This window comes from Psychrobacillus sp. OK032, assembly GCF_900111345.1.
Classification (GTDB): domain Bacteria; phylum Bacillota; class Bacilli; order Bacillales_A; family Planococcaceae; genus Psychrobacillus.
Genome location: NZ_FOGY01000001.1, coordinates 547771 through 562171 on the forward strand (window position 1 = coordinate 547771; position 14401 = coordinate 562171).

Below are 14401 nucleotides of genomic sequence, written 5' to 3' on the forward strand. Positions count from 1 at the left end.
TGCCTCCTTACAGTTTGATGTAACGATTTGGAGTTTCAATGCCTTTGAATGCATTACGCGTATCAAAGATTACTTTTGATCGTTGAGCGATATTTACATAGTCAAATGCAGTATGGTCTGTAGCCAAGATAACAATATCTGCTTCATCCAATAGTTCATCCGTTAATTCAGTTGTTTCTAGTGTTTGACCATTAACTTTGAATTTATCCGCATGTGGATCGATTGCTTTGAAATCTGCACCTTGTTGCATTAATAGTTCGATTAACTTCAATGATGGAGATTCACGCATATCATCGATGTCTTTTTTATACGCTACGCCTAGTAAAAGTACTTTTGCGTTACGAAGTGCTTTACCATCATCATTTAAAATTTGCATTGCACGATTAATAACATAATCAGGCATTGAGTTGTTAATTTCTCCAGCAAGCTCGATTAGTCTTGTATGGTAGTTATATTCTCTAGCTTTCCATGTTAAGTAGAATGGATCGATCGGAATACAGTGTCCGCCGAGTCCAGGTCCTGGATAGAATGCCATAAATCCGTATGGTTTTGTTTTCGCTGCGTCAATTACTTCCCAAACGTCGATGCCCATTTTTTCACAAAGGACAGCCATTTCATTTGCAAGTGCAATATTAATATGACGGAATGTGTTTTCGAAGATTTTTTCCATTTCTGCAATTGCAGGACTAGAAACTTTATGCACATCGCCATCAAGCACACTGCTGTAAAGTGCTGCTGCTACATTTGTACATTTTTCTGTAATACCACCAACTACTTTAGGTGTGTTTTTTGTATTGAAGCTTTTATTACCTGGATCGATACGTTCTGGAGAGTATGCGATGAAAATATCTTCTCCAACTGTAAATCCTTTATCTTCTAATGCTTTACGAATAATTTCTTCTGTTGTACCAGGATAAGTTGTTGATTCAAGCACGACTAATGTTCCTGGTTTTGCGTAGTTTGCAATTTCATTTACAGAGCTTTCAACGTATGAAGTATCTGGTTGTTGATAAACATCAAGTGGTGTTGGAACACAAATAGCAACCGCATCCACTGAACTGATTGAACCGTAATCTGAAGAGGCTCTTAATAGTCCAGCGTCTACCATATCTTTTAAATCATTATCTACAACGTCACCGATATAGTTAATTCCTTTGTTTACTTGTTCAACTTTCGATTCTTGTACGTCAAAACCGATTACTTTATATCCAGCTTTTGCTTTTTCAACGGCTAGTGGCAAACCTACATAACCTAATCCAACTACCCCAATTACGGCTGTGTGGTTTTCAATTTTTGCTAATAATTCTTCATAGTGTGTAGACATTATTGTCTCTCCTTTTTAATTAAGCTCTGTAAAATTTTAATGGTTGATTTCCGTTACAGGCGGACGCTTTCCGCGGGGTGAGCGATGAGCCATCACCGTAGCTTCGCGTCCGTTGTGATGTCTCATCTGTCTCACTAGAGGAACGAAGGCTAAGTGCGCCACATCGTGTGGCAACGCCTTCGTGACCAACATCCTGTTGGCCTCCGCTGGAGTCGCCGCCTTCCACTACAATCAAGTAAGAAATGTATCTAAATCAACAATTACATCAAAATAGCCTTTAATTACGAAAATATAATACGTTTTCCTGTTTCCGATGATTCGATAATTGCTTCGATTAGACGAACTGGGTTGTAGCCGTCTAACCCGCTAACAGCTGGTTCGCGGTTTTCGTTAATCGCTGCCACCATATCTTCAATAATACAGTCATGCCCTTTTTTACCCCAAGGCTCATTTTGTATTTTTGCTTTTAATGCTTGTACTTCATCTTCCGCATAGCCTTCTACATCCCATGTTTCGATGAATAATGCATTTTTTCCGCTAACTTTTACACTAGCTGTTTCCCCGAAAATAGACAGGGATTCTTCTAAGTTTTGTGGATAAATGGTAGTTGCAGCTTCTACTACACCAAGTGCTCCACTTTCAAATTCGATTAATGCAGTTGCAACATCTTCCGTTTCAATATCACGGAATCTTGTTGCTACCATTCCTTGTACCGATTTTACTGGTCCCATAAACCAAAGAAGCAAGTCTAAATTATGTATTGCTTGATTCATCAATACGCCGCCATCAAACTTTTTCGTGCCTCTCCATGGTGCTTGGTCGTAGTATTCTTGTCCTCTATTCCAACGAACAGTTGCATTCGCGTGGCTTAGCTTACCGAACTTCCCTGCATCCATCAGTTCGCGTACTTCCATAATTGCTGGACGATAGCGGTTTGGATGAACGATCGCAAGTTTAATCCCTTGTTCTTCTGCTACTTCCATCATTTCTTTCGCATCAGCGGAATTTAGTGCCATCGGTTTTTCTGTAATAATATGTCTTTTATACTTCGCTACAATTTTCGTTAAGTTTGCATGCAAACCAGAAGGAACACAAATATTTACTACATCAATTTGTGGATTTTCTGTTAGCATTTTTTCTAAATCTGTATACTTTAACACATTTTCATCATCTATTACTAGTCGTTCTGGGTTTGTATCACAAATAGCAAATAAATTTGCGCCTTCTGTATTGCGAATAGCAGCTATATGCTTATCTGCGATGAAACCCATACCTACAATTGCAAATTGAATCATGCTCGTTTACTCCCTCTTGCTTCTAAAATGTATTTCCATAAAGATAAAATAAAGATCGTAAATAAAATTCCAAGAATAAATCCAGCTATTGCTCCTTCAAGCCCATAGGATTTTGTTTTCACTACATATGCATTCGCAAGTGCAGGTTTTTCGTATGAGATAATATCATTGCGCACACGTTGTTCCGTTGCCAATGCATTAGTTAGGTTCAGCTCTGCATCGCTAAGTAACACAGTATAGTTGTTTATTACTGTTACGTTATCTGTGTCGTCTAATGCTTGTTTATACTGTTCAATACCTTGTTGTAATGTTTTAATTCTCGCTGATTGCGCTAAAGCATATCTTTGAGTTCCATCAATTACTTTATCGTTTTGCGCCATTAAACCTTCCATCAAATTCTCGTCGAATAATGTCAGTTCTTTTGTTACTTGTTCTTCAGTATCTCCATAAACTTCTGCTTTAATATAACTTCTTGTTGGAACAAATACTTCTGCTTTGCCGGTAAAATGTTCACCGTATTGCGCCATAATATGTTCAGGGTTCGTCAATGCTTCCAATTTCACAGATCCAGTAAATACTGTACTTTTCCCTACATACTCTCCATCCTTAGGAATGAACATCGAACCTACATATCCAAGTAATGCAACAATTACTGGGATAATAATAAACCAAATCTTCTTTTTCCAAAAAAATTCTAATGAATCATATAATCGATACGTCTTATTTTCCGTCATTTCACTTCTCCTATCAAATTCGCCTTGGCGTATTTGTGCCCAGATTTTTATCGAGCATGCTCGATAAATTCCTTTAAAAATCTGTGGCATCCGCCGGAGGCTTTAACTTTATTCAGCCGGGGTTTGCTCTTACTTAATCGAATGGCTACTTTTCGTTTCTTTTTGTTCAGCTCCCTAGTAAACAGGTGCTGAATGAAGTTAAATAGCTTTAACAGCCAGTAGAGGGAAACGTAAAAATACGTCTCCCTCTACTAATTGATCATCACATTATTTTCCTGCAAAAAATTCCGCAATTTTCTCTACAACATATTGTTGTTGTTCTTCTTTTAGCTCTGGGAACATTGGTAAAGAAAGTGCTTCTTTTGCAGCTTTTTCCGCTTTAGGGAAATCGCCTTCTTTATACCCTAAGTTTTCAAAAATAGGTTGAAGATGCAATGGTAGTGGGTAATAAATCATTGTAGATACACCGTTTTCTTTAAGAAACGCTTGTAATTCATCACGACGTTCAGTCAAAATTGTATATTGATGGAACACATGATGGAAACCTTCTACAATAACTGGTGTTTTAACATGGTCTGCTACTTTTTCGTTTAATAAAGCCGTATAGTAATCTGCATGTTGCTTACGTTGTTCACTCCATTTATCTAAATGAGGGAATTTTACATTTAATACTGCAGCTTGTATTTCATCTAAACGGCTGTTATAACCAAGTACGCTATGGTAATACTTTGGCTTACTTCCGTGAACACGAATTACACGACTTTTTTCTGCAAGATCGTCATTGTTTGTTACGACCATTCCACCGTCACCATATGCGCCAAGGTTTTTCGTTGGGAAGAAACTATATGTTGCTGCATCTCCTAATTCACCAACTGTATATTCTCCTTGTTTTGCACCAATTGCTTGGGCAGCATCTTCTACTACAACTAAGTTATGCTTATCCGCGATTTCGCGAATGCGAACCATATCAGCCATTTGTCCATAAAGATGTACAGGAATAATTGCCTTTGTTCTTTCCGTTATATGCTTTTCAATTTCCTCTGGATCTAAATTGAATGAAATTGGATCTATGTCTGCATATACTGGTTTTGCTCCAGCTCTTACAATTGCTCCACCTGTAGCAAAAAACGTAAATGGTGTAGTAATTACTTCATCTCCAGCACTGATTCCCGCTGCTTGTAGAGCTATATGAATCGCGTCACTCCCATTTCCACAACCAATACCATGGGCAACATGACTATACTTAGCAAGATCTGCTTCTAATTTTTTCACATTATCCCCTAGGATAAATTGTGAGCTACTCATAACGCCATCTAAGGCTTCTAATACTTCACTTTTTAATGATGCGTATTGCTCAGATAAATCTAACATTGGTACTTTCATTCGTTTACACCGACCTATCAATGAATTTTAATATGTAAAGCGCTAATTGCGCTTATACCCTACAACTTTACGGAATACGGATAAAATTGGTCGATACTCGTCATTTACGAGACCTATTTTTTCTGCAACAATTTCAAATGCGATTAATATGAAGACTAAGATGAAAATAGCCCATCTTAACGTAAGTGTTTCGAAAGTGATTGCTGCAATACTAAATATTAAACCAAATCCATATATAACCAACACAGTATCTCGATGCGATAATCCAAGCGCTAACAATCGATGATGTAAATGGGATTTATCAGCAGCAGATATTGGTTTTCTATTTACAAGTCTGCGTATAATCGCAAACGATGTATCAAATATTGGAACACCTAATATCATAATTGGTACGACAAAGCTAAATAACGTAACACTTTTGTACAAACCTAATAATGATAAAATGGCAATCGAATAACCTAAGAACATGGATCCTGTGTCCCCCATGAAAATTTTCGCAGGGTAAAAATTATGAAAAAGAAATCCAAGTGTACTACCAAGTAATATTAACGACAGAGTTAGTATTAACATTTTGTCAGCTGAAAACGCTAAAAAAGCAATACTTGCAAATACGATAGATGAAATACCAGCGGATAAACCGTCCAGCCCATCAATTAAGTTAATCGCATTCGTAATGGCTAAAATCCAAAATAACGTGACAACGTAAGAGAATATCCCAAGATCAAATACTCCGATGAAAGGAATATTTAATACATCCACTGTTAGGCCGCTTCCCATTACTGCACATGCAGCTAAAATCTGACCTAAAAGCTTAAATTTCGCGGATATTTCATATTTATCATCTATGATTCCCAAAACAATGATGATCAATGCACCAACCATTATTCCGGTAATTTTTGCTTCATATAGACCTGCAACAAAGTAACCAACTGCTACTGCTATAAAAATTGCTAGACCACCAAGTCGAGGCATCACTTTCTGATGCACTTTTCGTTTATTTGGTTTATCTACTGCTCCGATCTTATGTGCAAATTTTATTACAAGTGGAGTAACAGCAATTGCCGTTACCATAGATATGATAAAAGCAAGAAGTAATTTTATGTCCAAAAATATCACCCTTGTTTTTTATATTTTCATTGACTATTAATTTTCTCTAATCAGTAGACGTATTAGCAACATGAAAGTTTCATCGATTACTCATTATACTATAAAAATAGACTTGTAAACAAATATATTATAAAGAAAAAAAAGACTGACTTTTCGCCTTATTATAGGCAAAAGTCAGTCTTTTGATGCGCAGCTTGTTAACTACTTATGAAAACTCTGGCCAATTAGTTTGATACTCATCGCCCTCGATTTTTTCGAGAGTACGGTATTTAAAAGGAACCAGTTCTTCCATTTGTAATTCTTCTAATGCTCTTTCTAATGGTAATAGCTGAAAACTATCGTCTTCTTCAATAATCAAGTATGCTCCTGCAACTTTTCCGTTTTCTTTCGTATTAATGCGAATAAAAGCCGGGAAAAATAGATCATTACTTGATTGGATAACAGAAGAAGCTAGCACTACATTTTCACCATCTTCAACGATAGGAGCTTGGTCAATTTTATCGAATACTTTTACAGCCCACGCTTGGCGTTTATAATACCCTATTACTTTTGGAGCATTTTCTTCCATCGATGAACTAGGTGAAGCATTCTCATTATTTTTTTCTTCCGAATTCATGTACTTCCCTCCACAGTTAGCAAAATCAATACTGATTACGTTATCACACATCAAAAAGGTTCGCAACTTCTAATACTTTTTAACCCTCACATAGTAGGAGTTTGGGAGCAGAAGAACAAACTTAGTGAAAATTGTTTTCCGATGCTTACCGCTCGCTATCCCGTTGCGGAATTCTACTGTAAGAATTATGCACAACATTTCTGTTATTACTCGCTACAATATTAGACATAAGCTTAATATAGATTGCTATAATCCATTATTGCCAAGATATAAATAGCCTTTACGCAAAATATCAATTTAGCGTAAAGGCGTAATATTACTGCCCAAAAAAAGTAATGCCTTAGCTTATCTTTTTTAATCTTTATAAATCGCTTGAATATCATCGATGATTATTTCACCATTCGATTTGTTTGTATCTTCTGTTTGCATATAGCGTATTGGTAAATCCATTTTAAGTGGATAAGCTAGTCCTGCTGGAACTTCCGCTGTAACGAATCTCCAATCTGTCCAGTTCACATTTTTATCTAAATCTAGTTGAACTGATTTACCGGATGCGTCTATTAGTTGTGTTCTGAGCCAGTTTCCTTTTCCATCACCTTTTACCCACATACCGATTTTTTTAGCTGGAGTACTAATTGTTAACTTCGTTTTAGCATTTACATATGCACCTGAAGTACCTGTTGTACCCGTGAAGTCATACACTAGTTTAATAGCTTTTGATCCATCACGATCATTTGTAACTGATTGAACAGAAACAGATTTTACTCGATCACTAGTAGCTTCATAGTTAAGGATACCCTTATTAAACGATTCTAATATAGTAGGTGCACCATTAGTTACTTTTAGTTGGATATTTGCTGTTTTTCCATCATAAGTTACTACACCTGCATACGTACCTGGTTTCGCATTAACTACTTGCTTACCGTCTTTATTCGTTAAAATAGAAGAAGTTACTTTTCCATTTCCTGATACAGTTACCGGATTCATATACTGATCAATCCCTTTAACTGGAACGGATAAATCCGTGTACGTTTCCCCTTCGAATACTTCTAATACATTTGAAGCGGGTGCTATTGTTGCAAGTGCACCTGTTTTATATTGACTAATAAATAATAAAGAATTGGATACCGAACGCTCATTTCCATCAGAAGGCTTGTTTTGTACCGTTACTTTATTATCCCCTAATTCTCTCGTAACTACTGTAGAAGATCCTCCACCATCGAATGTCATTGCGTAGACTGCCCCTAAATCTTTCATTAGTTTCGCCGTATTTTGCAATGTTAATCCTTTACTTTCAGTAGATCTCCCATCAATAACTGTTGTGAAGATACTGCCATCTTTTTTAATACCTACTGCAGTTCGAGGTGCTACCCCAGCAACTTTAATCGTTTGTAACGTACCATTTTTCACTAAATGATAACGACCACTGACAGATTCACGTACATCATTCCACTCAGCAGGAGTAAATGCTGTAGAAATTGCAATTTGGTCTCCTACTTGAACCGTTTGTAGAAACTCACTTGCAAAGTTATGTCCGGATAAAATAATTTCTCCTTTGTTTAACTTCGCGTTTCCAGCACCTGTAACATTTTCTAAAACTGTGCCGACTAGTGTTTCGGAGCCGTTTAGTTTTCCTGAATCTATTTTCACACGTACTTCTGTACCGAGTTCATTTGTACCCGTTGTTGCATTGAAATCTCTTGTATATATGACAAGATGGTTCGCTAACCGTTTGCGATTGACAGAGTTAATAGCGTAGGATTGCTGCCCATTTACTGAAACATTCATCGCTACCTGAGGTGCACCAATAATGGATTTGCCATCTGCTTTAACGCCTAACACAGCTAATTCACTTAGCGGCGTTTGTGATGTAGAAACAATTGATCCGTCCATCATCATTAAATCGATTGGTTGTCCTTGTTTGTCGAAGTAATCCGCGTTCACTCCAGCAACTACATGATATGAATCACTTTGTTCCACACTATTTGCTTGAGAGGATGTTGTTTCTAATCCTACTAATTGATCTTTTGCAAGCTCTGTTTTTAGTCCGATATTAGAAGTTTTCCCATCATACTCAATTACAAACACATTTTGAGAACCGATTGCACCGTCTATATCGAAATATTTTTTACGAATACCAGGAGCAAGTTGTGTAACCGCCTGACTCAATACTTTACCACCAGTTAAAGCTGGTGTAGCTTCAGTTGGAAATAACTGAGAAGAATTATTTCCACTTGGTACAGTTGTACCTTGGGCATTTGCTAATTCTTTTAGTTTTGCTTTGGAAGGTGTCTTATACTCGACATAGCCTGCCATTTTCGTAATGTACATGCCTCCACCAAGACCATATTGACCACCGTATAAATTATCATATCGATAGACACGGTATTGCTCACCTGGTTTTAATATTCTTTCGAATACTAATCCTGCATCCGTACGTTTCCATAAGTTGATTGGTTTGACTACTTTAATTTTCCCAACTTGACCGGGAACCATTAATATACCATCCCAATAAACTTTAGTAGCTGCAGCTTCCGCCTGATTTGGTTGAAATAGAGCGCCAGTGACAATTGCAATAACGATAAAAAGGTATAGCAATTTTTGTTTCATTTAGTTACATTCTCCTTCATTTCCTTGAGCAATTACTTTTGCTCTTTTTGTTGTTGCTTTCTATTTTTTTCAATTGTGTATTTCCATAAATTACTTCCATCGTAATAATAAAGGTTTCCATTGACATCATTTACGAGTCCATAAACCCCTTTATCTTTCAACCACTCTACTTTTAGTGTATCTTTTGTTACTCTAAATAGTTTTCCTTCCACACTTCCGTAAATATAGCCATCTGGCCCTTCTACAATTTGTGCGTTACGGAATCTTCCGGAGATTAACTCCAATAATTCAACTGAACGAACATCTGTCCACTCATCTTTATAGACAAATAGCGTTCCATCGGCCATTCCCCAAACATTATTATCTTTATCTACTATTAAACTAGTAATCATACTTGAATCAAATGGTAGGTGAATATATTTTTTATCTTCTGGGTTATTTCTATTAAAATAGAATAATCTTGCTCCCCTTGGGTTTGCTTGCTGGTTCGCATGAATCGATGTTCCCCCAAAAATTTGCGTCCCTCTACTAACTAATGACACGATACTTTGGTTATAAATATAGTTTTCGTATATTTCCATTTTTTCGTTTTCTGTATTATAGAACGCTAGCGCACCGCCGCCGACACTCGCATCTGGTAATGTTCCAAATACAATTTCTTTTCCTTTATTATAAGGTGTTACTGCAGTTGTTCTTTCTTGTCCGTATTCATTCATACGAATAACTTCTTTTGGGTTTCCAGTATCCCATGGAAGAGAGCGATCATAAACTAGTAATCTAGCAAGTGGGTACGCACCGATATACAGTGTATTGTTTATATGGAACATGTCCTCTATTTGACTAATATTTCGGTATAATTCTTTGTTCCCAGTTGCAACGTCATACACACCAAGACCACCGGACATATATCCATTAGCAAATATTTTCTTCCCATCTTCGCTCGAAGTTAGCGTATATAGTTCTACCGGTTGTTCTGGTAATTCAAAGTTATGATACTGCATTTCGCCCGTTTGTGGATTGTATTCGAATATTTGACCTAAATTATCTACCATTCCAGATAAAAGAAATTCTGTTGGTTCTTCTACGATTGGTTCTTCGATAATTGGCTCCTCAGTAGTTGGTTGCTCCCCGATAATCGGTGCTTCCACTGTTGGAGCTTCTTGTGATTGACTTTCTTTCATTGCCTTTTCACGGAATGCTTTTTCGAATAGGGCTTCAAAGTCAACCTGCTCAACTTCAGTTTTTTTCGGTCCTCCTTTTACGATAAAGTCCAGATTAATCGCTTCTGTCCCTTTTGGTAAATATAAACCAAGCTCTGTATGCGCTTTTGTTTCGAAGTCATAGCGAATCAGTTGTTGTGCTTTTGTATAGTATAACGATTGTCCATCTGGTGATAACGCAGAGACAGTTTTGGAGTTCAATTTAAACTCATCCACAATTTCCAACGTCTTTCGATCAAATACTACTGCTACAGTAGAAGGGTACAATCTTGCAACGACATAATCATCCGTCAACACTAAATCTTGTGCATATTTTTCAGACATATATTTTGCCGGTAAAAAGGATGTGAAATTTTTCGTACCAGGCTTTTTCACTAATAAATCCATAGAGGAACCAACCGATACGTAAATTTCATCTTTTTCCTCATCGGCAACGATTGCTTTAACAAAATCTTTTCTTTTACGGATTTGACCGAACTCTTCTATTCCTTTCGTTTCCGTGTCAAATGCTACAAGTGAACCACCGTATGCTGATCCAGCATATACTTTATTTCCAGAGACGATTAAATCTTGAATAGAAGTATCGCTTTTGTTCGAAAAAATAGGACCATGATTTTCAAAAACTTCTGTGTTTGGGTCATAGCTGTATAAAACACTTGACACAGATCCACCTATCCAAAGTTTCCCATTTTCATCCACATCAAGACCCCATGCACTTTTCGAATCTTCTAACGTAAATGTATGTACGATTTCCTTTGTTTGATAATCTACTACAACTAATGCCGCTGGAGCTCCATGCATGATGTAATAAATGAAATATTCTCCATTGTCATTTGCGGCAATTTTCGATTCAATAGCAGATGATTTGAAAATCATCGGACCTAAGTTTTCATACCCTTCCTGGATAACTTCTTCCTCTGGCTTTTCCTCGATTGCGTCTTCCAACCATTCTTCAACGCTACCTTCTACTTCAATTACTTCTTCCCCAGTTCCTACCGGCTCTACGACTAACTCTTCTACAGCTGTGTTTGTTTTTGGTAATTCTTCTGCACTTGCCACACTATTTAAAGGTGTAGCTAACATGGCAGCCATCACTGGAATATAAATTTTTCTCATAATAAAACCCCTTTCATTCTATATTTTAACATTAACATCATTTGGTAACATTTAAAACTTATAGTTGTAATATAATTGAAATATTCGTATATCAAACTTGCGCTAGCTTGTTTGGTGACCAGATTTTTATCGATTCTGCTTGATAAAAATCTATGACATCTGCGGGAGCTAGACTAAAATTGGCAGGAATAAAATTCCTGTCGATTTTAGTCTAGCTTGAAAATGCTAGCCTGTTTGTTTCGTGGTATAATAGGGCGTGGAATTTAAAAGTAGGGAGAATGAATATGTTACATTCTATTAAGAAAATGATTTCTGGTGAAGTCATTGAGTTAAAGCAACTTAAAAAAATAGTATCTAAGATTAATGCCTTGGAAGATTCATTTACAAATAAAACAGATATAGAGCTTCAAACATATACAACTAATTTTCGTGAACAACTAAATAACGGAGCAACACCAGAAGAAATTATGTTAGAAGCATTTGCTGTCGTTCGAGAAGCTTCCAAACGTGTGTTAGGGATGCGACACTATGACGCACAGTTAATGGGTGGCGCAGTATTAACACAATCTCAAATTGCCCAAATGCAAACAGGAGAAGGTAAAACATTAGTTGCAACACTACCTGCGTATGTGATGGCTCTACACGGTAAAGGAACGCATATTATTACAGCGAATGAATATTTGGCAAGTCGAGATTTTGAGCAAATGAAGCCACTATTTGAGTTTTTAGGCTTAACAGTCGGTTTAAATATTTCCGGATTAGAAAATGATGAAAAACAAGCTGCCTATAACTGTGACATTACATATGGTACTGGAACGGAGTTTGGCTTCGATTATTTAAGAGACCATATGGTGCAAAGCGAAGACCAGCTTGTGCAACGACCACTGTTTTATGCGTTAATCGATGAAGTAGATAGCATACTGATTGACGAAGCGAGAACACCTTTAATCATTGCAGGAAAATCCAATGCAAGTTTGAATTTGTTCCCGATTATGCAACTTGTTATTAGCTCGTTCAAAGATGAAGAAGATTACAATTATTATCCGGAGACGAAACAAATAGTCTTGTTGGATAATGGTGCAGATCGCCTAGAAGAAGCATTTGGCATTGATAATGTATATGACCGAGAGCATCGTGAATTTATGCATATTGCAATGCAAACACTTCGAGCAAAAGTAGTGATGCGTAAAGACGTGGACTATATTGTAAAAGACGACAAGATTATGATTGTAGATCCATATACAGGACGTATTATGGAAGGTCGTACATTTAGCGATGGACTTCATCAAGCAATCGAAGCTAAAGAAAAAGTTTCTATTAAAGAAGAAAATAATACACAAGCTTCTATTATGATTCAACATTATTTCAGACTGTACAAACATGTATCTGGAATGACAGGTAGTGCCGTTCCTTCTCGTGATGAGTTTTGGGAAACGTACAACTTACGAGTAACGGAAATACCAACGAACAAACCAAACAAACGTGTTGATATGGAAACGCTTGTCTATTTAACGTATGAAGACAAAATAAAAAAAATTGTGGAAGAAACGCAAAAGTTTCATGAGATCGGCCGTCCTGTTTTAATCGGAACAACTTCGATCGAACAATCCGAAAAACTTTCTTCCTATTTAAATGACCTTGAAATTGAACATTCCGTACTTAATGCTAAAACAGTTGAAGATGAAGCAGATCTAATCTCTCAAGCCGGTCAGATGAATAAAATCATGCTTGCAACGAATATGGCTGGGCGAGGAACAGATATCAATTTAGGTGAAGGCGTTGCTGAACTTGGCGGTCTTCATATAATTGGTACGGAACTTCATAGTAGTGCTCGAATTGACATGCAGCTTCGTGGTCGCGGTGGTCGTCAAGGTGATCCAGGTAGTTCGCAATTTATCATTTCATTAGAGGACGAGCTATTCCACTATTACGATGAAGAGCAATTCGCTAAATACAAAAATAAGTTGAAAACGGATGATTCTGGTTTAATTATTTCATCTAATCCAACCAAGTTTGTATATAATGTGCAAAGTGTTATCGAGGGCATGCACTTCTCTAGCCGCTCTCATATGTTGAAATTAGATGATATTAATAATGATCAACAACGCGTTATGTATAACTACCGTGAAAAAGCGTTAAAAGTAGAAAATATGCAAATGCTTATCATTGATGCAATGCATGAACGTCTAAATCATTTAATCGATGAGCTTGCAGAGTCAAATGTAAATGATGTGCATGAATCTAGTATTTTGAATGAAATAATGGATGAGATTAAAATTATCTCGATGCTAACTTCTTATGAGGATGATTTGTTTACTTCTTTAGATGCTGAAAATAAAGGGCAGTTGAAGGAAGCGTTAGAGGCTGTTTATGAGAAAGCTTTTGAGCTGGTCAATATGACAAGTAGTGATAGCGAAGATTGGAGAAATATTCAATCGTATTATACAGAGACGCTAGATCGATTGTGGATTGGTCATTTAGATAATCTGCATCATTTAAGAGAAGGTATTAGCATTCGTGGATATGGTCAAGAAGATCCATATCGCTTATACTCCTTCGATGCGCTTCATTTATTCCAAGAAATGCTTCATACATTCTTTAGAGATGTGATTCGGTATAATTTGCAAGTGAACGGTGTTAAAGAGGAACAGTAGTTTCTAGCATAATTAGGGCGGGAAGTGATTTTTCACTTCCTGCTCTTTTTTGTTATTCAATAATTGTAGGTTTCCCGTTTATAAATCCGGTATTTGTGTAATAAATGGTCAAGATAAATGGATAGGTTAGTAATAATGTGGAATAATTAGTTTCCGCTAGGATTTCCGCTGCAGGGCGGACGCTTTCCGCGGGGTGAGCGATGAGCCTTCATCGCCGCTTCGCGTACGTTATGAAGTCTCATCTGTCTCACTTGATCCCGCAGGAGTCGCCGCCCTTCCACTCCAATCTCACAGAATTTGCAAGCGAATCATCGTCACTGCTCTAAATTCAATCTTATATAG

9 protein-coding genes are annotated in these 14401 nt (G+C 37.0%); 1 reads left to right on the plus strand and 8 read right to left on the minus strand.

Translation table 11 applies throughout. The features are described 5' to 3' along the window. Positions 1-7 precede the first annotated feature (7 nt). The 8 genes from BMZ04_RS02595 to BMZ04_RS02630 all read right to left on the minus strand — a co-directional run bounded on the left by BMZ04_RS02595 (position 8) and on the right by BMZ04_RS02630 (position 11405). Positions 8-1324, minus strand: coding sequence for a nucleotide sugar dehydrogenase (locus BMZ04_RS02595; protein WP_093264911.1), 1317 nt, complete (start codon positions 1322-1324; stop codon positions 8-10). 281 nt (positions 1325-1605) lie between these two features. Further along, positions 1606-2619, minus strand: coding sequence for a Gfo/Idh/MocA family protein (locus tag BMZ04_RS02600; protein WP_093264914.1), 1014 nt, complete (start codon positions 2617-2619; stop codon positions 1606-1608). Next, positions 2616-3353 (minus strand): hypothetical protein, encoded by a 738-nt coding sequence (locus BMZ04_RS02605; RefSeq protein WP_093264916.1) that lies wholly within the window; start codon positions 3351-3353, stop codon positions 2616-2618. Before BMZ04_RS02605 ends, BMZ04_RS02600 begins: the two co-directional genes overlap by 4 nt. A 267-nt stretch (positions 3354-3620) precedes the next feature. Continuing rightward, positions 3621-4736 (minus strand): DegT/DnrJ/EryC1/StrS family aminotransferase, encoded by a 1116-nt coding sequence (locus tag BMZ04_RS02610; protein WP_093264918.1) that lies wholly within the window; start codon positions 4734-4736, stop codon positions 3621-3623. A gap of 42 nt (positions 4737-4778) precedes the next feature. Continuing rightward, positions 4779-5843 (minus strand): glycosyltransferase family 4 protein, encoded by a 1065-nt coding sequence (locus BMZ04_RS02615; protein WP_093264920.1) that lies wholly within the window; start codon positions 5841-5843, stop codon positions 4779-4781. Positions 5844-6048: 205 nt separating this feature from the next. Further along, positions 6049-6459 (minus strand): hypothetical protein, encoded by a 411-nt coding sequence (locus tag BMZ04_RS02620; protein ID WP_093264922.1) that lies wholly within the window; start codon positions 6457-6459, stop codon positions 6049-6051. Positions 6460-6813: 354 nt separating this feature from the next. After that, a complete protein-coding gene (locus BMZ04_RS02625) occupies positions 6814-9069 on the minus strand; it encodes a phosphodiester glycosidase family protein (protein WP_093264924.1) in 2256 nt (751 codons plus the stop codon). Positions 9070-9101: 32 nt separating this feature from the next. Further along, a complete protein-coding gene (locus BMZ04_RS02630; RefSeq protein WP_093264926.1) occupies positions 9102-11405 on the minus strand; it encodes a WD40 repeat domain-containing protein in 2304 nt (767 codons plus the stop codon). A 284-nt stretch (positions 11406-11689) separates the two neighbouring features. Here BMZ04_RS02630 and secA point away from each other — a divergent pair, with 284 nt between their 5' ends. Beyond that, a complete protein-coding gene (gene secA / locus BMZ04_RS02635) occupies positions 11690-14059 on the plus strand; it encodes a preprotein translocase subunit SecA (protein WP_177184288.1) in 2370 nt (789 codons plus the stop codon). The last annotated feature ends 342 nt before the right edge of the window (positions 14060-14401 follow it).

Coding starts and splice junctions, on each gene's coding strand:
- BMZ04_RS02595 (WP_093264911.1), bottom strand. CDS start 1,324: ATGTCTACACACTATGAAGAATTATTAGCAAAAATTGAAAACCACACA.
- BMZ04_RS02600 (WP_093264914.1), bottom strand. CDS start 2,619: ATGATTCAATTTGCAATTGTAGGTATGGGTTTCATCGCAGATAAGCAT.
- BMZ04_RS02605 (WP_093264916.1), bottom strand. CDS start 3,353: ATGACGGAAAATAAGACGTATCGATTATATGATTCATTAGAATTTTTT.
- BMZ04_RS02610 (WP_093264918.1), bottom strand. CDS start 4,736: ATGAAAGTACCAATGTTAGATTTATCTGAGCAATACGCATCATTAAAA.
- BMZ04_RS02620 (WP_093264922.1), bottom strand. CDS start 6,459: ATGAATTCGGAAGAAAAAAATAATGAGAATGCTTCACCTAGTTCATCG.
- BMZ04_RS02625 (WP_093264924.1), bottom strand. CDS start 9,069: ATGAAACAAAAATTGCTATACCTTTTTATCGTTATTGCAATTGTCACT.
- BMZ04_RS02630 (WP_093264926.1), bottom strand. CDS start 11,405: ATGAGAAAAATTTATATTCCAGTGATGGCTGCCATGTTAGCTACACCT.
- secA (WP_177184288.1), top strand. CDS start 11,690: ATGTTACATTCTATTAAGAAAATGATTTCTGGTGAAGTCATTGAGTTA.